Annotated in this window: 15 protein-coding genes; 11 read left to right on the top strand and 4 right to left on the bottom strand. The window is 61.8% G+C overall.

The features are described 5' to 3' along the window. The first annotated feature begins 108 nt into the window (after positions 1–108). Both KB449_RS22140 and hflX read left to right on the top strand, forming a co-directional pair. Positions 109–513: a DUF1801 domain-containing protein gene (locus tag KB449_RS22140; protein ID WP_282910419.1), complete on the top strand. Its 405-nt coding sequence runs from the start codon at positions 109–111 to the stop codon at positions 511–513. A 403-nt stretch (positions 514–916) separates the two neighbouring features. Beyond that, entirely contained in the window at positions 917–2,203 is a 1,287-nt protein-coding gene (gene hflX, locus KB449_RS22135; protein WP_282910418.1) for a GTPase HflX, read from the top strand. 194 nt (positions 2,204–2,397) lie between these two features. Here the strand turns inward: hflX and KB449_RS22130 are convergent, their stop codons facing one another. Further along, positions 2,398–2,799 carry an MmcQ/YjbR family DNA-binding protein gene (locus tag KB449_RS22130; RefSeq protein WP_282910417.1) on the bottom strand — a complete coding sequence of 134 codons (402 nt, stop codon included), beginning with the start codon at positions 2,797–2,799 and terminating at the stop codon, positions 2,398–2,400. Between the two features lie 120 nt (positions 2,800–2,919). Between KB449_RS22130 and KB449_RS22125 the strand changes: the two genes are divergently transcribed. Together KB449_RS22125 and KB449_RS22120 are read left to right on the top strand one after the other, a co-directional pair. Next, positions 2,920–3,732: an AAC(3) family N-acetyltransferase gene (locus KB449_RS22125; RefSeq protein WP_282910416.1), complete on the top strand. Its 813-nt coding sequence runs from the start codon at positions 2,920–2,922 to the stop codon at positions 3,730–3,732. A gap of 45 nt (positions 3,733–3,777) precedes the next feature. After that, positions 3,778–4,632 carry a hypothetical protein gene (locus KB449_RS22120; RefSeq protein ID WP_282910415.1) on the top strand — a complete coding sequence of 285 codons (855 nt, stop codon included), beginning with the start codon at positions 3,778–3,780 and terminating at the stop codon, positions 4,630–4,632. Between the two features lie 12 nt (positions 4,633–4,644). On the opposite strand, the gene KB449_RS22115 is transcribed toward KB449_RS22120, so the two are convergent. The 3 genes from KB449_RS22115 to KB449_RS22105 form a co-directional block, all read right to left on the bottom strand. Then, positions 4,645–5,109 (bottom strand): DUF4385 domain-containing protein, encoded by a 465-nt coding sequence (locus tag KB449_RS22115; RefSeq protein WP_282910414.1) that lies wholly within the window; start codon positions 5,107–5,109, stop codon positions 4,645–4,647. Between the two features lie 80 nt (positions 5,110–5,189). Next, positions 5,190–5,831, bottom strand: coding sequence for a DNA-3-methyladenine glycosylase family protein (locus KB449_RS22110; RefSeq protein ID WP_282910413.1), 642 nt, complete (start codon positions 5,829–5,831; stop codon positions 5,190–5,192). Further along, positions 5,828–6,208, bottom strand: coding sequence for a hypothetical protein (locus KB449_RS22105; RefSeq protein ID WP_282910412.1), 381 nt, complete (start codon positions 6,206–6,208; stop codon positions 5,828–5,830). The genes KB449_RS22110 and KB449_RS22105 overlap by 4 nt, the downstream gene beginning before the upstream one ends. A 206-nt stretch (positions 6,209–6,414) precedes the next feature. Here KB449_RS22105 and KB449_RS22100 point away from each other — a divergent pair, with 206 nt between their 5' ends. The 7 genes from KB449_RS22100 (at position 6,415) to KB449_RS22070 (ending at position 19,605) form a co-directional block, all read left to right on the top strand. Beyond that, positions 6,415–7,974 carry a DEAD/DEAH box helicase gene (locus KB449_RS22100; RefSeq protein WP_282910411.1) on the top strand — a complete coding sequence of 520 codons (1,560 nt, stop codon included), beginning with the start codon at positions 6,415–6,417 and terminating at the stop codon, positions 7,972–7,974. A 300-nt stretch (positions 7,975–8,274) separates the two neighbouring features. After that, positions 8,275–10,086, top strand: a complete 1,812-nt coding sequence (locus tag KB449_RS22095; protein WP_282910410.1) for a sensor histidine kinase — start codon at positions 8,275–8,277, stop codon at positions 10,084–10,086. Between the two features lie 44 nt (positions 10,087–10,130). After that, entirely contained in the window at positions 10,131–11,642 is a 1,512-nt protein-coding gene (locus KB449_RS22090; protein ID WP_282910409.1) for a response regulator, read from the top strand. 255 nt (positions 11,643–11,897) lie between these two features. After that, on the top strand, positions 11,898–13,199 hold the full coding sequence (locus KB449_RS22085; RefSeq protein WP_282910408.1) for an ABC transporter substrate-binding protein: 1,302 nt from the start codon (positions 11,898–11,900) through the stop codon (positions 13,197–13,199). 16 nt (positions 13,200–13,215) lie between these two features. Beyond that, positions 13,216–14,157 (top strand): carbohydrate ABC transporter permease, encoded by a 942-nt coding sequence (locus KB449_RS22080; RefSeq protein ID WP_282910407.1) that lies wholly within the window; start codon positions 13,216–13,218, stop codon positions 14,155–14,157. Next, a complete protein-coding gene (locus KB449_RS22075) occupies positions 14,142–14,975 on the top strand; it encodes a carbohydrate ABC transporter permease (RefSeq protein WP_282910406.1) in 834 nt (277 codons plus the stop codon). The genes KB449_RS22080 and KB449_RS22075 overlap by 16 nt, the downstream gene beginning before the upstream one ends. 55 nt (positions 14,976–15,030) lie before the next feature. Then, positions 15,031–19,605 (top strand): polysaccharide lyase family 8 super-sandwich domain-containing protein, encoded by a 4,575-nt coding sequence (locus KB449_RS22070; RefSeq protein ID WP_282910405.1) that lies wholly within the window; start codon positions 15,031–15,033, stop codon positions 19,603–19,605. Positions 19,606–19,731 lie beyond the last annotated feature (126 nt).

The following is a 19,731-nucleotide window of genomic DNA, read 5'->3' as shown; positions in this document are numbered from 1 at the left end:
TGCGATTGGAAACCGTTGAGAAACGGGAAGCGCGATATCGGGATTAGGAAGCAGATGGTAGAATAGGACGTATGCAGGGGACTTCGAATAAAGAGGAGCGCGGAGCGGATGCAGAAGGAAAGGGAGACGGCGGCCATCGCGGTAGCCGACTTCATGGACAAGCTCGAACATCCGATGAAACGGGAGATCGAGGCGCTGCGCGCGCTTGTACGCGACGCGGACGTCCGGCTCGCCGAGGGCATTAAGTGGAACGCACCCAGCTACAGCGTTGACGGAGAGGATCGGGTCACGCTTAACCTGCAGGGCAAGGGCATAATCCGGCTCGTCTTCCATGCCGGCGCGAAGAAAAAGAATTTGAATATCCGCGCGGCATGGGGCGAGGACGCGTCCGGACTGCTTGAATGGGCGGCCGACGACCGGGCGATCGTCAAGCTCGCGGGCATGGACGACGTGCGGGAAAAAGGGGACAAATTGGCGAGCGTCATACGGCGTTGGCTTGAAGCGACGAGCTGAGGGCTGCCGCCGTTCGCTAACCATTCGCGAGGAAGCGTTTGCCATTTCAAGGTGCCATGTGTTAGAATCGAGGTACTTTACGGAACGGAGGGTTGCCGTGTGATAGACTACATCCGAGTTCGCACTTTGGTCGGCTAATGATTAGCGCCCAAGCTCTGCCTGCAGGCAGGGGACTCAGATGAAGTCTGTCTACATTCGAAGGCAACCCGCGCGGGAGCTGCGCCGGTTCGCTTGTTCGCGGATGCTTTGTCGTCCGCCGGCGGCCGGCCTTTGGATAGGCACGATTTCGAGCGCGATTTTCCCATGTCGGGGGAATCGTGTTTCCTCGATCTGATCACCCTGAACGCAGGCGGACGAAGCCTGTGTTTTTTTGTTTTACCGATCACGAGAGGATGATGAGTATATGGAACGAGAAGATATCGAACCGAACAACCTGGCGCGCGCCGTCGTCGTGGGCGTTCAGCTGAACAACGCGCCGGGATTCGAATATGCCATGCAGGAGCTTCGCAACCTGGCGGACGCATGCGGCATCGAGACGGTCGGCGAGCTGACGCAAAAGGCGGAACGCGTGAATTCCGCCCATTATATCGGCAGCGGCAAGGTGGAGGAGCTGAAGGCGATCGCCGCGGAGCTCGACGCCTCGACGGTCATTTTTAACGACGAGCTGTCCCCCTCGCAAATTCGCAACCTGGAGTCCGCGCTGGAGCGTCGGGTCATCGACCGCACGATCCTGATCCTCGACATCTTCGCCGAGCGCGCGCAGACGAAGGAGGCGCAGCTGCAGGTCGAGGTGGCGAAGCTCCAGTACATGCTGCCTCGGCTGGTGGGTCTGCGCGAATCGCTCGGACGTCAAGGCGGCGGATCAGGCCTTAAGAACCGCGGCGCCGGGGAGACCAAGCTGGAGCTGGACCGCCGGCGGATCGAGGAGCGCATCTCGCATATGCAGCAGGAGCTCGAGAAGCTGGTCGCCCGCCGCCAGGTCCAGCGCAAGCAGCGCCAGAAAAACGAGGTGCCTGTCGTCGCGCTCGTCGGCTACACGAACGCCGGCAAGTCCAGCCTCATGAACGCGCTGCTGGCAGCTTACGAACCCGAATCCGGCAAGCGCGTGCTGGCCAAGGATATGCTGTTCGCCACACTGGAGACCGCCGTTCGCAGCATCTCGCTGCCTGACCGCAAAACCTTTCTGTTAGCGGACACGGTCGGCTTCGTCAGCCAGCTGCCGCACCATCTCGTGAAGGCGTTTCGCTCCACGCTAGAGGAAGTGTCCGAGGCGGATCTGCTCGTCCACGTCGTGGACGCCGCCAATCCCGAATACGAGCAGCATATCGCCGTGACCCGGGAAACGCTGATGGACCTGGGCGCCGACGGGATTCCGGCCATCTATGCCTACAACAAGGCGGATCTGCTGCCGGACGCCGACTTCCCGCGCGTCGACGGCGATATCGTCTACCTGTCCGCCGCGAGCGGCCAAGGCGTCGAAGAGCTCGTGAAGATGATCAGGGACCGCGTCTTCGGCGACTATGTCGAGGGCGAGGTGCTGATTCCGTACGACCAGGGCCGGCTCGTCGCTTACTTTAACGAGCATGCTGACGTACGAAGCACGGAGTACGAGGAAACGGGCACGCGCCTGTCTCTCAGCTGCAGGGCGGCGGATTACGAGCGGTACCGCGAATTGTTCGTGGAGCGATAGGAACGAAGAGCATTAGGAACGAAGAGGACCGCTCGAAGGAGCGGTCCTTTCCAGGTCGGATCGGCGAAGCGGGTTATGTTCGGCATGCGCCGGTCACCCAGCTCGCGCCGATGCGCGCGATCGGAACGGTGTTCGGCACCGCGCTTGGCGTAAGGCTGCCGAAGGAAAAGCAGGGGATGAGGCGGCTTGCGGCCTCACTGCTTATTACGACGGGCATCATCGTCCTTAGGATATGGGGCTAGCCGCATTTCCAGCGCTTCGCGGTCCGCTTTTTTCAGCTTGCTCACGACCGCATCGTAGGAATGATCGACCATCGCCTTCAAGTCCTCGTCAGGCACGGTACCGTCGAGACGGACGGTGTTCCAATGCATCTTGTTTAAATGGTAGCCGGGAATGACGGCGGCGTACTGCTGCCTGAGACTCTCAGCGAGCACAGGATCGCATTTCAAGCTGACGGAGGGCGGCTCGCCGCGTTCGTCCACCAGCGCGAACACTTTGCCCGACACCTTCAGCACGAGCGGCTGGTCGCCGAACGGATAATCTTTAATGGCGCCTTTTTTGGTCAGGATGTACTTGACCAGCGACGGGACGTTCATCCGGGAATCCTCCATTCATACACGCGTTTATCCTTCAGATATAACACGCCGGGCGGCAAAAGTTAAGTCTGTCCGATTTTTTCGAGTGCCTTCATTATATTAGAAAGGGGCGATAACGCGATGAGCGAAAAAGACATCGTCGATCGCACGCGGCGGCCGAACACGATATCGTCGATAAAGACGCAGCTCGGGCAGCTCGGCGTTCGCCTCGGCGACACGCTGCTCGTCCATTCCTCCTTGTCCCGGATGGGCTGGGTATGCGGCGGACCGCAGGCGGTGATTGTGGCGCTCCTGCAGGCTGTCGGCGAAGACGGCACGATCGTCATGCCGGCGCAGAGCGGCGATTGGAGCGATCCGGCCGAATGGCAGAATCCGGCCGTGCCCGCGGACTGGCTCGAGACGATCTACCGCGAGATGCCCGCATTCGATCCGGCGCTCTCGCCGACGCGGGGGATGGGGCGGATCGCCGAGCTGTTCCGGACCTGGCCGGGCACGCTGCGCTCAAGCCATCCGCAAGTGTCCTTTACGGCAAATGGACAGCAGGCCGCGTACATCGTATCCGAGCATCCGCTGACGCCGCAGTTCGGGGAGTCATCGCCGCTCGGCAAGCTCTGCGGGCTGGATGCGAAGGTGCTGCTGCTCGGCGCGGGGTACGAATCGTGTACCTGCATGCATCTGGCCGAAACGCGTGTCCCGGGCATGCCGAAGAAGCGCATGGGAACCGCCATCCTGACGGACGGGGAGCGGTCGTGGCGCTGGTTCGAGGACTATGCTTACGACGCGGACGACTTCGAACGGATCGGGATTCCCTTCGACAAGAGCGGACATGTCGCTTCCGGCCGAATCGGCGAAGCCGAGTGCCGGCTGTTCGGGGCGAGACAAGCGGTCGATGCCGCGGAAAAGTGGCTGAGCGCGAATCGCAACCGCAAATGAACAATAACGGCGATTGCGCAAAAAAAAGCGGAGAGGACAAATGGCATGACGATAAACGACAAGCTGTTCGACATCTATATCGGCGTAGACTACTCGGGAGCCGGACTTCCCGCCAAGGCGATTCCCGGACTTGCGGTCGTAAAGGCCGAAGGCGGCGATCCGCCTGCCGTCGTACGCAATCCTCATCACCCGCAGGGAAGGTGGTCGCGGTCCGCTGTCCACGGTTATCTGATGTCGGAGCTTGCGCAGACGGACCGGCGCGCGTTCGTCGGCATCGATCACGGCTTCTCGTACCCGCTGTCGGAGCTTGCCTATTATGGGCTGCAAACCTGGGACGATTTTCTTGCGTGGCTCTCGCTTAACTGGGACACGCGAGAGCGGTCCGTGGACGATTGCAAGAAGCGCGGCGCGCCCTACCGCAACGCCAATTCATTGCGCCTTGCCGAGGCTCGTTACGCCGTCGGCGCCAGCAGCGTTCTCGATCTGGATCGCAGTTACGGGCATATGACTAAAACCGTTTCCTACTCGACGCATGCGGGTCTGCCCTGGTTGGCTGAGCTCAGGCAGCGCGCGGATCGCGGCCGGGTCCGATGCTGGCCTTACGATCATATCCACGTGTCCGAGAGCGGGGAGGCGAACGTTCGGCCGGTCGACGGGCATGTGGTGGCGGAAGTTTATCCGAAAATTTGCAAGGAGCGTCTCGCGTACAGGTTCTCCCCGCCGGACGCGCGTGGCGGCAGTACGCTGTCTGCCCATGAGATCGACGCCTTCGCCGTCGCGGAATGGGCGCAGCAGCGCGACAGGGAAGGCGCGCTCGCGCCGTACTTCCGATTGGAGACGCTCACGCCGCACGAGCTTCGGACCGCAGCGCTGGAGGGCTGGATTGTTGGCTGCTTGTAGTTCGGGACGGGCTTATGACTCGTTGCCTTCGTACCGCTCCCGGTGGCGCCGCTTCATCTCCAAGTAGCCGGGATCGGTGCGCGCCTCGTCCCATTTCTTTTTAAAGATCGTCGCGGACTTCGCCTTGACCGGGTCGTACCGGTCGGGCAGTTTGCCGCCGCCGGACGCCGCGTATTTGCGGCCGCTCTTGTGGTTCGCATAGCGCCGGGCACGGGTGAAGCCCATCTGCAGGAATTTGCGGGCCATATCCATGCCGACGAAGTCGTCCGCCGCCTTGTAATCCAGGAACATGGCGTAAATTTTCTCGGACGATTCAACCGCTTCCTCCGGCGTCTTAAATCGCCAAAACGGCAAAATCTCGCTTTTGTAGGGTTCCACCATCAGCACGCCCTGCTCGCCCCGGCCCACCGCGTACAGCTCGGGATGCGCCCGCAGATCCAGATTGGCGTAGTCCAGCGAATAATCGAACGGCTTCATGCATGCATCCCCTCGGTCCGGGCTTCTTGTCCGTTTGAACTAAGAATGCTTTACCCATTCCGGCGATGCGCGTTCACCCGCTACAGCTCCGACCGCCCGTCCACGTAGCCGTCGTCGATCGCCCGCCACAAATAAAGGCAGGCGATGCTGCGGTAGGGACTCCACCTGTCAGCATACCGACCCAGGCAACCCGGCGGCTCGCCGGGATTAAGGCGTCCGTACAGCCATTGGGCCGCGCGCTGCAAGCCGGCGTCTCCGAGAGAGAGCACGTCCGGGCGGCCGAGTGAGAAGATCAGGAACATCTCGGCCGTCCATTTTCCGATACCCTTCACCTGCGTCAGCATGGCGACGGCTTCCGCCTCCGGCAGAACGCCAAGCGCCTCGTAGTCCAGCTCGCCGGACAAGGTCCGCCGGGAGAGATCGCGGATCGAACGAATTTTGGCATAGGAGAGTCCGATGCTCCGCAGCGTCTCCTCGTCGTGCGCAAGCAGGGACTCGGGCGTGAGCGACCCGCCGATCAGCGTCGTTAACCGCTGCTTGATGACCCCTGCGACCTTGGCGGAGAGCATCTGGGAGACGATGGAGCCCACCAGGGATTCGTAGGGCGAGCGGCTCGGCGACAGACGAATCTCGCCGATACGTTCGATCAGTTGGCCCAGTACGGGATCCGATTGCCGCAAATGGCGTCCTTCCGGCGTTTCGATATGGACGATAAGGGTCAAGGGACGAGCCTCCCGTCGTTTTGGCTGTCTGTCTCGCCTTGATCCGGAGGAACGAGGTAACGGACGGGGACGCCCGTTTGCGTTGCGTATTCGATCTCGCCTCTCGTGCTGTCGCCGATGTAACCGCCCGGATTGACGACGAAAATCTCGTCGGCCATGTCGATTTTTTGCAAATGAATATGGTCCAGCAGACGCTTCTGCGCTTCGGAAACCGCGGGACCTCCCGCGTGCACGAATACGCCGACGGAAATGACGACGTTGCCGGCAAGCGTCAATTCGGCGTTGATACGCTCAAATTCCGGCTTGAACCGCGTGGATCCGCACAGCGTGACGACTTTGAAGCGGCCTTCCGTAAGTTCCGGTGCGTCGCTATTCATCATGGGTAGCCTCCCTCAGGAAAGGGTACTTTTATTTTAATAGTAGCAGAATCGGTAGACAGTTGCTTCGCGGCATCGGGGAAATTGCCTTTTTTTGCATTTTCATGCGGCCATAAGGCGTCATTGCCTTTCATTCGCAGTCTCAAGTGAGGTATAATGCTTGGCATGACCATTCGTACGATACGCTTTAACATAAAGGAGATTCCATGAACTTCAATGACCTTAAGCTCAAGCCGGCGATTCTCAAAGCGCTGAGCGAAGAAAACTATACGACGCCTACGCCGATCCAGGAGCAGGCGATTCCCGTCGTGCTGGCGGGCAGGGACCTGTTCGGCTGCGCGCAGACCGGTACGGGCAAGACGGCCGCTTTCTCGCTGCCGATGCTTCAGCTGCTGAGCGATCAGCAGAAGCCCCCGGGCAAGCGCCGGCCCATTCGTTCCCTCGTTCTGACGCCGACACGAGAGCTGGCGATCCAGATTTATGACAACGTGCGCGCATACGGACGTCACCTTGACGTGCGCGGCATCGTCATTTTCGGCGGCGTGTCCCAGAAGCCTCAAGAAGATGCGCTTGCGCGCGGCGCGGATATCGTCATCGCTACGCCGGGGCGTCTGATCGACCTGATGAACCAGGGCTTCATCGATCTGTCGCACGTGCAGATTCTCGTGCTTGACGAAGCCGACCGAATGCTGGACATGGGCTTCGTGCACGACGTGAAGCGCATCATCGCGAAGGTGCCGCAGAAGCGGCAGACGCTGCTGTTCTCGGCGACGATGCCGACCGAGATTACCAAGATGGTGCAGACGATTCTCGTCAATCCCGCCAAGGTCGAGGTGACGCCGGTATCCTCCACGGCCGAGCGGATCGAGCAATCCGTCTATCTGGTGGACAAGGCCAACAAGCAGAGTTTGCTGCTTGATCTGCTGCGCGACAAGAAGATCACGTCCGCGCTCGTGTTCACCCGGACCAAGCACGGCGCCGACCGCGTCGTCCGCCATCTGGCCAAGGCGGGCGTCTCGTCGGCCGCCATCCACGGCAACAAGTCGCAGAACGCCCGGCAGAACGCGCTTGCGGGCTTCAAGAACGGCACGACCCGCATTCTGGTCGCGACCGATATCGCGGCGCGCGGCATCGACATCGACGAGCTGCCGTACGTGATCAACTTCAACCTGCCGAACGAGCCCGAGACTTACGTGCACCGCATCGGCCGTACCGGCCGCGCGGGCCTAAGTGGCACCGCCATCTCGCTCTGCGAAGATGAGGAGCTGCCGTACCTGCGGGATATTCAGAAGCTCATCGGCAAAAAGATCCCCGAAATCAAGGGGCATCCTTATCCGCTGGGCTCCGCGCCGGCCGAGCCGAAGGACGAAGGCGACCAGCAGCGCGGCGGCGGACGCGGTCGTCAAGGCGGTGGGCGGCAGGGAGCCGGCCAAGGCGGCCGGGGAGAAGCCGGTCGCAGCGGCGGCCAGGCAGCGGGACGTCAAGGCGCAGCAGGCGGCAGGCAAGAGACAGACCGCGGGAGCCGGCCTGAGTCGGCGCGCAGCGGCGGCAGGTCCGACGCGCCTCGCGGCGAGGGCCGCCCGGGCAGCGGCGCCGGCCGAGGCCAGGCGCCGGCGGGCCAGGGCGGTCGCGGCGGCGCAGCCTCGCAAGGGCGCGCGGGACAGACGCAGACCGGCGGCGGGCGCCAGCAGCCGGCCGGGCGTTCGCACCAAGGGCCGCGGCCATTCTCGCTGAAGGCGCAGCCGACGGATACGCGCAGGTCTTAACGGCGCCGAGGGGCGCTGATTGCGCTTCCCGTCGCCATCCCGTGGTCCGCAAACGCATGCAGGTACCCAACGTGCATCGTGGCATGATACTGCTCTGCGCGATCCCAAACGAAGGAATGTTTTGCACGGCCCGAGGCGGGCCGCAGGACATTCCTTTTTTGCATGCCGCTGACTGTGCCGGCGAGTGCACCTGCATAGGCCGAGCCTTGACAAAAAGCCGGATTAGGGATTACGATGCGTCCATCTCCGGCTGCATGACGGGGGCCAGGCCGCGCGGCAGCGCGCGTCGGCGGCGCCGGCATGCCGGCCGGCGCAAACGAGGTGTCGCCGCAAGTGATACGCATCGGCAGAGGGATCGGGCAGTGGACGCTGCGCACTCGCTTTATCGTCGTCCTGCTCCTGCTCGGCGTCGTACCGATGACCGCCATCGGCACGACCGTGTACCAGGTTTCGAGGAACATCATCATCACCCAGGCGACGCGCATCCAATCGCAGTCGCTCGAGCGGGAGATCGCCCAGATCGACCGCAAGCTGCTGGCCTTCCAGCAGCTCGCAGGTGCGCTGATCCGCGAAGAGGGCATGGCGCGGATGATGGATCCGAACGCTTCCCCGGACAATATCCGCCAGTACCTGAACGAGTGGACGGCATTCAACTCGATGCTGAACAAGAACGTGTTCGTCGAATTCAAGACGACGCCGCTCGTGACGGTCGTCGGCTACAACGGCAAAGCCTTCGTGAACTGGGAGACCGGCGGAGGCGAATCGCTGGCCGACTATTTGAACCGGAGCGCTGCCTTTCAGGGCGTGGTGGATGCGGAGGCGAGCCGCGATTTTTACTGGTCTTTTTCCCATCCGGACTTTACCTTCGCTTCGAACGGCGGCGCGATGATCTCGTATGTCGCGAACTACTATCTGCAGGGGACGAACACGCTGCTCGGCAAAATCGTGATCAGCGCGCCGAACTCGGCTTTTTTCTCCGACGCGGGCATTTATCTCATTCATGAGGGCGTGGTCCATGCGCCTGGTGGAGGGGACGCAGCGGCTTTGCCGCAGGAAGTAAGAGCCGCTGCGCTCGGCGCCGATCGGGGAGAGGAGAGCGAAGTGATCCATCCGTCGGGCGGAGCCGACGACACGGTTTATTTGGCTGGACGCCTGCTCAGCGACACGGTGTATATCAAGCCGGTTCCGTATCGAGCGATGCTGGCCGGACTGGAGCGGGTCAACCGACTGCTGCTGCTTATTACGGCGGCCGGTGCCGTATTGTCGATTTTCCTCGGTCATCTGTTCATCGGGCGCATCGTCAGACCGGTCAAGCAGCTCGTTAAAATGATGAGGCAGGTGGGCAGCGGAGAGTGGCGGGCGGACGGGGAATGGCGCGGCGACGGAGAGATTCGGGCAGACCCGGAGCTGGGGCTGCTGCAGACGGCATTCCGGCGGATGACGGACGATCTGGGGGAATTGAAGACGCAGATTCAGGAGGAGCAGCGCGAAAAGCTGGAGCTGGAGTTCCAGGCGCTGCTGTCGCAAATTCACCCCCATATGATCAAAAATACGCTGGCGTCCATCGAAGGACTCGCGCTCATGGGGAAGACGGAGCAGATTCGCGATGCGATTCATTCGCTGGGCTACTTTTTATCGTCGCGCATCTATGCCGACCGGCCGCTTATCCCGCTCGAGGAAGAACTGACAGCGCTCGAGCATTATGTGCGCATTATGCAAATCCGGTACCCGGAGCGGTTCCAGGTCATCGTCGACGTGCCGCCGTCGCTCCGCAAGCAGGCGGTGCCCCGATTTTTGCTCCAGCCGCTGGTTGAGAACAGCATCTATCACGGCATGGACGCGAGCGGTCCGCTGCTCATCTGGGTGCAGGCCTACGAGTCGGACGGGACGATCGAGATCGAGGTCACCGATAACGGTAAGGGCAGTGCGGCCGTGTCGCCGGAAGAGGACGACGCGCCGACGCGGCAGGAATTGTCCTATTCGGGGCTCGGGCTTGCCAATATCCGCAGGCGGATTCGCATTCATTTCGGCGAAGCGTTCGGTTTGACCTTCGACAGCGAGCCGGGCCGCGGCAGCCGCGTCCTGATCACGCTGCCGGACAGGCCGCTGTAGCATGGCACGATGAGAAGCTTATTCGACAACGAGGAGAGATCCAGATGATTCGCGTGCTGCTGGTAGAAGACGAATGGCTGGTGCGAGAGGCGCTGCGGCTGCGGGTGCCGTGGGAAAGCCACGGTTTCGAAGTGATCGAGGAGTCAACGAACGGGGAGGAAGCGCTCGATCGGTTCGAGGTTCTGAAGCCGGACGTGATTTTCACCGATATTCGCATGCCCGTCATGGACGGACTGACCTTCATTCGCCGCATCCGCGAGCGCGCGCCGACGATCCCGATCTGCATCCTGAGCAGCCATACCGACTTCGAGCTCGTGCAGCAGGGCATCCGGCTCGGCGTATTCGAGTATATGGACAAGCTTCGCCTGTCTCCCGAGGAGATCGGCGACTGTCTGCATCGGCTGCGTCGGGCGGTCGAGGACCGCAGGCAGAACGCCGAGCCGGCGGTACGGCAAGAGGACGCGGACGGCGAAGCGAAGGAGGCCCAGCTTCAGCCGTTGTCCGCGGTGCTGGAGCCGGTCCAATGGGTGACGAAGCAGATGACCGGACAAGATGCGAAAATCCGCTGGACGTGGCATATCGTTCTGGACGCCGGAGCGGAGTCTCAGCTTGATCTCCTGTCGGGCGACATGGCTCCGGGGCCGGTCTCTCCTGGCGCAGTCGCGGAGGGGCGTTTGTTCTTGGACGTGGAAAAAAGAATGCATGCGATCCTCGAACACGGAAGCGAGGAGGAGCGGGAGCTGCCGGCGCGCTGCGTCGAAGCGGGCTTGACTGTGCTGGCTAGCTCGCCGATCGAACTGCCGCGGGAGGCAGAGCGAGGCTTGCGGGAAGCGGAGGAGCTTCAGGAGGACTTGTTCTATGCAGGGGCGGGCAGGCAGCTTGCTTATGCCGGCAAGCGCGCTTTTAATCGCCGCGAGGCCGCGCTCGACACGGCGCTCGAGGAGGAACTCGCTTTTTTGCTCGGCGCGCTGCGCGGCAACGACTTTTTGACTGCGCTCGAGCATGCGATTCGCCAGGCCGACGCGCGCGGCGTGCACCCCAGGCGGCTGGTGCAGGAGCTGTCTTTTTTGCTGGTGAAGCACCTGCCCAAGGAGGTCTGGCATGAAGACAGCATGACCGGCCCCGACTCGTTCATCGGCCGGCTCCAGGCGAGCCGCACGGCCGAGCAGCTCATAGGGGAGACGGCGGCGCTGCTCGTACGTGCGACGGGGGGCAGAACCGGGACCGGCACGAGCAGAGAGGTCGATGCGGCGCTGCGCTTTATACGCGAGCACTATGGGGAGAAGATCACGCTGCGGCGCCTGGCGGAGGCGACACACCTGAACGCCAATTATTTCGCGACGCTGTTCCGCGAGAAGACGGGCGATACGCCGATGTCCTATATTGCGGCCTATCGTATCGAACGCGCCAAGGAGCTGTTGAAGCAGAGCGATCTGTACGTCCAGGATGTCGCAGAGCGGGTAGGCATGCCGAATCTGAGCCACTTCTCGCGGTTGTTCAAGCAGACGACGGGCAAGTCGCCGACCGAGTACCGCAACGGCTTCCTGAACGGTTGAAGCGATCGGCCGTCGCGGCAAGCCCGGCCTGAAGATTAGCACAATGAAATGAATACGAGTCAAACGGTGCGTACAAAACGCTTGCATATGCCGATTCATGTCATTTAACATGACGTGAAAAGGTAGATGTAAGCGTATTTTTGTGGATTGCAGCACAATAAATCTAAAGCTGATCTAACGACTCGACCGCTTGACGTCCCTATAATCAGTTTTATCAACCGATCTATCCAAACAAACGAATGGGGGAAAGACAACATGTCCAAATGGTACAAAGCGTCGGCAGGGCTCGGCCTGGCCGCCGTCGTCCTGGCAGGCTGCGGTTCGAACGGAAACGACAACGCATCGGGAAGCGCCGGCGCGAGCGGGGCGGCGCCTTCCGCCGAGAAGGCTACGATCAAGTTCATGTTCTGGAGCGATTCGGCCTCGCAGAGCATGTACGATGAGCTGAAGGCGAAGTTCGAGGAGGAAAACCCGAATATCAAAGTCGACTTCCTGACGAACGACGCCAATACGTACAACGAAAAGCTGACCGTAACGCTCACCGGCGGCGGCGACGTCGACGCCTTTGCCTTCAAGGATATGCCCTCTTACTACAAGCTGGCCTCGACGGGCCGGATCGCCGAGCTCGACGACGAAGTGAGCGCGAACGCCGACGCATTCAAGTCAGTCAGCCAATACTTCGACAACGTCAAGATCGACGGCAAGCTGTACGGTCTCCCTTTCCGCAACGACGGGTGGGCGGTGTATTACAACAAAAATCTGTTCGATGCGGCTGGCGTGCCTTACCCGGACGACGATCTGACCTGGGACGAGTACTTCGAGCTCGCGAAAAAAATGACCAAGGGCGAAGGTCAGGACAAAATTTGGGGCTCGTTCATGCCGAACTGGGCGCAAACGTGGTACGCCGCAGGCGTGCAGCAGGGCGCTTCGCTGTATGCCGACGATCTGTCGCCGTTCCTCAAGGGCCTCGAGGACCGCAAGGCGCTCACGGATTCCGGCGCACAGGCGAGCATCGCCGAGAACACCGCTACCAACGCGCACTACCGTACCGCCTTTTTGACAGGCAAGGTCGCGATGGTATACACCGGCACATGGTTCCCCGGCATGCTCGAGCAGGACAAGAAGGACGGCAAGCTGAACTTCGAATGGGGCATGACGTACTCGCCGCATCCGGAAGGCGTCGCCAACAAGACGAGCCTGTCCGCGGTCGTCGTCAGCGGCGTGAACAAAAACGCCAAGCATCAGGCGGAAGCGATCAAGTGGATCGGCTTCATCTCGAGCGAGGAAGGCCAGCAGATCGTCGCCAAGTACCAGACGCCCGCCTCGAATGCGGATACCGTCCGGGAAGTGTTCAAGCAGAACTTCACCAACGACTCGGTCAACCTCGACGCGATCTTTAATCTGATCCCGGTGCCGGAGCGCGAAGTCCGCGCGGGCATCTCGCAGATGGACATCATTCTCGACGAAGAGGGCTCCCGCGCGCTGCTCGGCGAGATCACGCCGCAGCAGGCGATCGACAACATCAAGAGCAGGCGCGACAAAGAAATAACGGAATAAGCAAGGAGTGGGTCCAGTGAACGCCAAAACTTTGCAAGCGACCGCGACCCGCGCGGATTCGGCGACGAAGCCGAAGCGGGCGATCAGGCGGTTCCTGACGCCCGAAGCCCGCACGGCCTATCTGTTCATCCTGCCCAACCTGATCGGGTTCGCCGTGTTCATAGCAATTCCCGGGCTGATGGCCTTCGTGCTCGGCTTCATGAAGTGGGACGGCTACAACCCGATGCAGTGGAACGGCATTCGCAACTATACCCGGCTGCTGCAGGACAGCAACTTCAGAATCTCGCTCAGCAACACGCTCGTCTACACGTTCGCCTCGTGCGCGCTGGTCGTCGTCGCCTCGATGCTTCTGGCGATTCTGGTCAACGGCAAGCTGAAGGGCAAGGCCTTTTTCCGGGCCGCCCTCTTCTTCCCGCATATCACGTCGTTCGTAGCGATCGCGGTCGTCTGGCAGGCGATCATGAATCCGTCGCAGGGGCCGTTGAACATGTTTCTCAAAACCTTCACGGACCACCCGCCCGGCTGGCTGACGAGCTCGGACTGGGCGCTGTTCAGCTTGATTCTGATCACGGTCTGGAAGATGGCGGGCTATTACATGCTGTTGTTTCTGGCGGGCCTTCAGGGCATCTCCTCGGAGTATTACGAGGCGGCGCGGATCGACGGCGCGGGCGCTTTCCGGCAGTTCCGCAGCGTCACGCTGCCGATGCTGTCTCCGGTCACCTTTTTCGTCATCATCACCTGCATCATTAGCCTGTTCAAGTCGTTCGATCTCGTCTACATCATGACCGGCGGCGGACCGGGACGTTCGACCAAGATGCTCGTCTACGATATTTACGCCATGTCGTTCCGCAACGGCGAATTCGGGTACGCCTCGGCCGAAGCGATCGTGCTCTTCCTGATCGTCATGCTCATCACGTACTTGCAGTTTAAGGGGGAGAAACGATGGGTTCACTACTGAGTCGCGGCGCAGCGAGAACGCCGACCTACGTCGTCGTGCTGATCCTGTCGGTCGTCATGATCTTCCCCTTCGTCTGGATGGTCTCCGCGTCGTTCAAGCCCCAGGAGGATGTGTTCGCGTATCCGATCCAGTGGATTCCCAAAGTGTTCAAGCCGGGGAATTACGCGGAGCTGTGGACGACGATTCCATTCCCGCTGTACTACTTCAATTCGATCAAGGTGTCGGTCGCGGTCACGCTGGGACAGCTGATCACCTGCTCGCTCGCCGGATACGCTTTTGCGCGTCTGGCCTTCCCGGGCAAAAACAAACTGTTCATCATCTACCTGGCGGCGTTCATGATTCCTTACCAGGTCATTATGATCCCGCAGTACATGGTCGTCCGGTCGCTCGGGCTCGTCGATTCGCACTGGTCCTTGATCTTGCTGGAAAGCTTCAGCGCCTACGGCGTGTTCCTGATGCGCCAGTTTTTCACCGGAATCTCGATGGAGCTGTCCGAGGCGGCGCGCATCGACGGCAGCTCGGAGTTCGGCATTTTCGCACGCATCATCCTGCCGCTGGCCAAGCCGGGACTGGCGACGCTCGGCATCTTCGTATTCGCTTCGGTGTGGAACGACTTCCAGGCGCCGCTGATCTACCTGTTCAGCGACAAGCTGAAGACGCTGCCGCTCGGCCTGGCTTCCCTTAACGGCGAATTTACGTCAGAGACGCAGCTCATTATGGCGGGCGCGGTGCTGTCGCTCATTCCCGTCGTCGCCGTGTTTTTGTTCCTGCAGCGGTATTTCATCTCCGGTCTGACCGTCGGCGCGGTGAAGGGATAATCGGCTAACGACGATCCGCCAATCAGGTTGACGCAATCAAGGGGGAATCTTTCTGATGAAAGCCTTTTGCCGTGCAATCGTATTATGCGCTTTACTGCTCGAGCTCGTGGCTCCCGCTGCCGGCGGCGTTCGCGCGGTCCATGCGACCGGCGCGGAATATGTGAAAATCAACTATGACGAAGCCTCCGTTCCGAAGAGCGTGTACATGTACGCCGGCACGACCTATACCGGCGCGGTCGGTACCTGGAACATCTCCAACACGCAGACGGATACGGATTACGTGGCGGCCGAGCAGGGACCGGGCAGGGATGCGGGCGATTACAGCCTGCACTTCGTCTCGTCCGCCAAAAACGTCCAGACGGCGCGCAACAACCTAGGCGGCACGACCGGACTGACCGGCAAGCTGGAGCTCGATGCCTCGCTGCGCGTGAGCGGTACGAGCGCCAGGCGGGACATCCAGCTCCGCAGCCTGAACGGTGGGTCGACTTCCGCGACGACCAACGCGAATGTCGTCTCGTTTGCCGATAACGGCTCGATTAACGGCGCGGACGGCCAGCCGCTCGTCTCCTACGCGGTCGACACGTGGTACGACTTCAAGCTGCTGGTGGACAACGCGAACGGAACCGTCGATTACTTCGTGAACGGAGCGTACCTCGGTCAGCGCACGCTGCCTGCAGGCTGGTCCAACGTTCGGCACCTGTACCTGCTTCAGACGTTCAAGAGCGGACAAGTCAACCACCTGTTCGTCGACAACGTTCTGCTGAAGGATGATGTGCCGGTCTCCGGCGTATCGGTGCCGGTCCAGTCGCTGGATCTGCCCGTCGGGGAGAGCGCCGCGCTTGTCGCCGCCGCATTGCCGGCCGACGCGTCCGATGCCCGGCTCATTTGGAGCAGCAGCGATCCTGACGTCGCAGCCGTAGCGGACGGCCGCGTAACCGGCGTCGCCGCGGGGCAGGCGGAGCTGACCGTCGTTGCAGCGGACGGCGGCTTCAAGCAGACGGTGACCGTCAACGTGAAGCCGCATATCGCGGTGCAGTCCGTGAAGCTGCCGGCGACGCTGACGCTGGCCGAGACGGCGTCGCAGGTCATCGAGCCGGTCTTCGCGCCGGTCGATACGACGGAAAAAGCGCTGACCTGGAGCTCCGACGCGCCTGGCGTTGCTGCGGTCGACGCTGCCGGCAACGTGACTGCCGTATCGGCGGGAACGGCGCATGTGACGGCGACGTCCGTCTCGAATCCGTCGCTGTCCGGCACGACGGAGGTGACCGTCACCGCCGAGGTCAAGGTAGACGGCATCGAGATCCTTCCGCATCCGGCCGAACTGATGCTGGACGATACGCTGCAGCTCGGCGCCCGGGTGCTGCCCGAGGACGCTACCAACCCGGACATAAGCTGGTCGTCCAGCGATCCGTCGGTTCTGACTGTGGACGCCGCCGGCCTGGCGACGGCCAAGTCGGAAGGGTCGGTGACGATCACTGCGGCTGCCACCGGCAAGTCGGCGACGGCCAACATTCGGGTACGCGCACCGGAGCTGTCGGATCCCGAGGCTTACGACAAGCTGCGGATCCGGTGGAGAGAGACGCTGACCGGCAAAAGCACGCTCGATCCGAGCGATCCGACCGTCAAAGGCATACTGGAGGCGAATGCCCAGGCTGCGCGGGATTATTGGTCGGGCATGGCGCTGTCCGGCAGCGGAGGCACGCTCTGGTCCGATCTCCCGGCTTCGCCCACGGACTCGACGTTTATCAACACGCACTACACCAGGCTGAAAGCGATGGCTCTGGCCTACGCCACGCCGGGCACGTCGCTGTACCAGGATGCGCGGTTGGGCGACGATATCGTCGCGGCGCTGGACTGGCTCCAATCGCATCTGTACACGCCGACCGCCGCGCAGTACGGCAACTGGTGGAACTGGCAGATCGGCGTTCCGAACCGGCTGACCGACATTCTGATTCTCATGTACGACGAGCTGACGCCGGCGCAGATCAAGGCAGCCGCGGCGAGCATCGATCGTCATATCGGAGATATCGCGTCCCCTTCGTTCACGCAGACGGGCGCCAACCGATCGGACATCATGCTGATCGAAGTGCGGCTCGGCCTGCTTGAGCACAATTACAAGCGCCTTATGCAGGCGCGGGACGGCATGACGCCGCTTTTCGAATACGTGACATCCGGCGACGGCTTCTACGAAGACGGCTCCTACGTGCAGCACACCACGATCGCCTATACCGGCAGCTACGGCGAGGTGCTGATTCAGGGACTGGGCAACTTGATGCTGCTGCTTAACGGCAGCGACTGGCAGCCCGTGGCGCCCGAAGCCGGCCGCATCTACGAGTGGATCGACAAGGGCTTCGCGCCGATCCTGTACAAGGGGCAAGCGATCGATATGACGCGGGGCAGAGCGATCGTGCGTCCGGCCGGCGACGCCTACTACTCGGCGCGCAATATTCTGACCGGTATCGCTCGCATCGCGCAGACGGCTCCGGCCTCGCAGGCCGAAGCGCTCAAGGCGCTGGTCAAAGGCGAGTTCGCATACCAGCTGCAGCGGGGCGTGTCGTACTATCGTCTGCCGCTGGATCTGGCCGACACCGTCAAGGACTGGATGAACGACGTTTCGATCCCGGCGGCAGAGGAGCTGCCGGCCCATTACGAGCTGAACGGGATGGCGAGAAGCATTCACCAAGGATCGGACTATTTGTTCGGGGTCAGCAAGAGCTCCAAGCGAATCGCCACCTATGAGCTGACGAACGGGGAAAATCCGAAGGGCTGGTACACCGGCGACGGCATGACGTATTTGTACAACAGCGACCTGTCCCAATACGCGGACAGCTTCTGGGCGACCGTCGATTGGAAGCGCCTGCCCGGAACGACGGTCGCGGTTCGCGACAGACAGGCCGCCGACTATCAGAACGGCGACGGCGAGACGACGCCCGCCAATTCGTGGGCCGGCGGCGCGACGCTGGGCAGCTATGGCGTCACCGGCATGAATCTGATGCAGACGGGCACTTCGCTGAACGCGTACAAGTCGTGGTTCGCCTTCGACGACGAGATCGTGGCGCTTGGAGCCGGTATCTCAAGCGGCGATTCGCTTCCTGTAGAGACGATCGTCGAGCAGCGGAAGCTGAAGAGCGACAACGCCAACGCGTTCAGCGTGGACGGCGAGTCGATGGAAGGTACTTTTGCCGATCGGATTGTGGCGAACGCCCGATGGGCGCACCTGGACGGCAACGCGGGCGAAGGCTCGGACATCGGCTATGTGTTCCCCGACGGCGGGCCGCTGATCGTGTCGCGTCAGTTGCAGGAGGGACGTTGGTCGGACATCGCGCTCGCTAATCCGCCGTCCGCGACCGTACCGTCCCAGCTGCTGTCCGACTACTATCTCACGATGCGCTTGACTCACGGCACGACCCCGTCGGACGAAACGTATCAGTACGTGTTGCTGCCCGGCGCGACCGAAGCGAGAACGGCGTCGTATGCCGGCTCGCCGGACGTAAGCATCGTCGCCAACACGGCGTCCGTGCAGGCGGTGCGTGAAGATAGCTTGCACGCGACGGGCTTCAGCTTCTGGCGGGATGAGATCGCGTCGGCCGGAGGGCTGACGTCCGACCGCAAGGCATCCGTCATGCTCCGCGAGGATGAAGCTGACGGTACTGTCGAATTGGCCGTCGCCGACCCGACGCTGGAGAATGCAGGCTACATTCAGCTTGAACTGGACCGCAGTGCGGCCGGGCTGATTGCCAAGGACGATCGGATCGAGGTGCTGCAACTGTCTCCGACGGTGAAGCTGAAGGCGAACGTGAAGGATACGCTCGGCAGGTCGTTGACGATCGCGCTGCGGCTGGAAGGCGCGGATCCCGAACAACCGGGAGAGCCGGGAGAGCAGACACCGAAGCCGTCGCAAGAACCGACGCCGACACCGTCGCCGGTTACGCCGCAAGGCCCGACGCCGACGCCATCGGTAGAACCGACGAATGCGCCCGGGAATGCGCTTTTCCGATCCGGAGCCAAGATCGCTCAGGCCTTCGAGGCGCGAATTGCCGAAGCCGGCGAAAACCCCTCGCAGGCGAAGACGCCTGACGATGCGCTCGGACACTGGGCGGAAAAAACGATCGACACTTTCTTAAAGCTTCAAGTTCTGAAAGGCTACGCGGACGGGACCGCGAAGCCGAATCGGCCGATAAGTCGCGCCGAGTTCGTAGCGGTGCTGGACCGCCTGATCGACGTGGAGAGCACGCGGGCAGCCGAGCTCCGGGACATCGGCGGCCACTGGGCGCACCGGGCGATCGAGAAGTTCGCCGCTGCCGGTATTGTCGGCGGCTACGGCGACGGCACGTTCCGTCCCGATCGTACGATCTCTCGCGAGGAGATGATCGTGCTCCTCTCGCGGATTATCAACCTCGAAGCCGCAGCGCAAACGGCCAGTGGCGGCTCGACCGGCGAATTTTCAGATATCGGGCATACTTACGCCGCGGACGCCATTAGAGATGCAGCCAGGGCAGGCATTGTCGACGGACGAGGCGAGGGCAGGTTCGATCCGTCGGGGAACGCGACACGGGCTGAAGCGATGACGGTGCTTCTCAACATGCTGAATCTGAGTCCGGACATACAGAGGCTGCTGGCAACGCTATAATTGCCTGACGATCGGTGCATGCCGGCGCTCTCGACAAGAGCGGACGTTCTTTCCCAGCGGGGAGGAGCGTCCGCTTCTTTGTTTTGTGCCAGGTACTGCCGATAAAAAGAAAAGAGTCGTAAATGA

This window comes from Cohnella hashimotonis, assembly GCF_030014955.1.
GTDB lineage: Bacteria > Bacillota > Bacilli > Paenibacillales > Paenibacillaceae > Cohnella > Cohnella hashimotonis.
This window is presented reverse-complemented; position numbering and strand designations above follow the sequence as displayed.

Excerpts from the sequence above, each read along its gene's own strand:
- KB449_RS22140 (WP_282910419.1), top strand. The coding sequence starts at position 109 with ATGCAGAAGGAAAGGGAGACGGCGGCCATCGCGGTAGCCGACTTCATG.
- KB449_RS22095 (WP_282910410.1), top strand. The coding sequence starts at position 8,275 with ATGCCGGCCGGCGCAAACGAGGTGTCGCCGCAAGTGATACGCATCGGC.
- KB449_RS22085 (WP_282910408.1), top strand. The coding sequence starts at position 11,898 with ATGTCCAAATGGTACAAAGCGTCGGCAGGGCTCGGCCTGGCCGCCGTC.
- KB449_RS22070 (WP_282910405.1), top strand. The coding sequence starts at position 15,031 with ATGAAAGCCTTTTGCCGTGCAATCGTATTATGCGCTTTACTGCTCGAG.
- KB449_RS22130 (WP_282910417.1), bottom strand. The coding sequence starts at position 2,799 with ATGAACGTCCCGTCGCTGGTCAAGTACATCCTGACCAAAAAAGGCGCC.
- KB449_RS22100 (WP_282910411.1), top strand. The coding sequence starts at position 6,415 with ATGAACTTCAATGACCTTAAGCTCAAGCCGGCGATTCTCAAAGCGCTG.
- hflX (WP_282910418.1), top strand. The coding sequence starts at position 917 with ATGGAACGAGAAGATATCGAACCGAACAACCTGGCGCGCGCCGTCGTC.
- KB449_RS22120 (WP_282910415.1), top strand. The coding sequence starts at position 3,778 with ATGACGATAAACGACAAGCTGTTCGACATCTATATCGGCGTAGACTAC.
- KB449_RS22090 (WP_282910409.1), top strand. The coding sequence starts at position 10,131 with ATGATTCGCGTGCTGCTGGTAGAAGACGAATGGCTGGTGCGAGAGGCG.
- KB449_RS22115 (WP_282910414.1), bottom strand. The coding sequence starts at position 5,109 with ATGAAGCCGTTCGATTATTCGCTGGACTACGCCAATCTGGATCTGCGG.
- KB449_RS22105 (WP_282910412.1), bottom strand. The coding sequence starts at position 6,208 with ATGAATAGCGACGCACCGGAACTTACGGAAGGCCGCTTCAAAGTCGTC.
- KB449_RS22125 (WP_282910416.1), top strand. The coding sequence starts at position 2,920 with ATGAGCGAAAAAGACATCGTCGATCGCACGCGGCGGCCGAACACGATA.
- KB449_RS22075 (WP_282910406.1), top strand. The coding sequence starts at position 14,142 with ATGGGTTCACTACTGAGTCGCGGCGCAGCGAGAACGCCGACCTACGTC.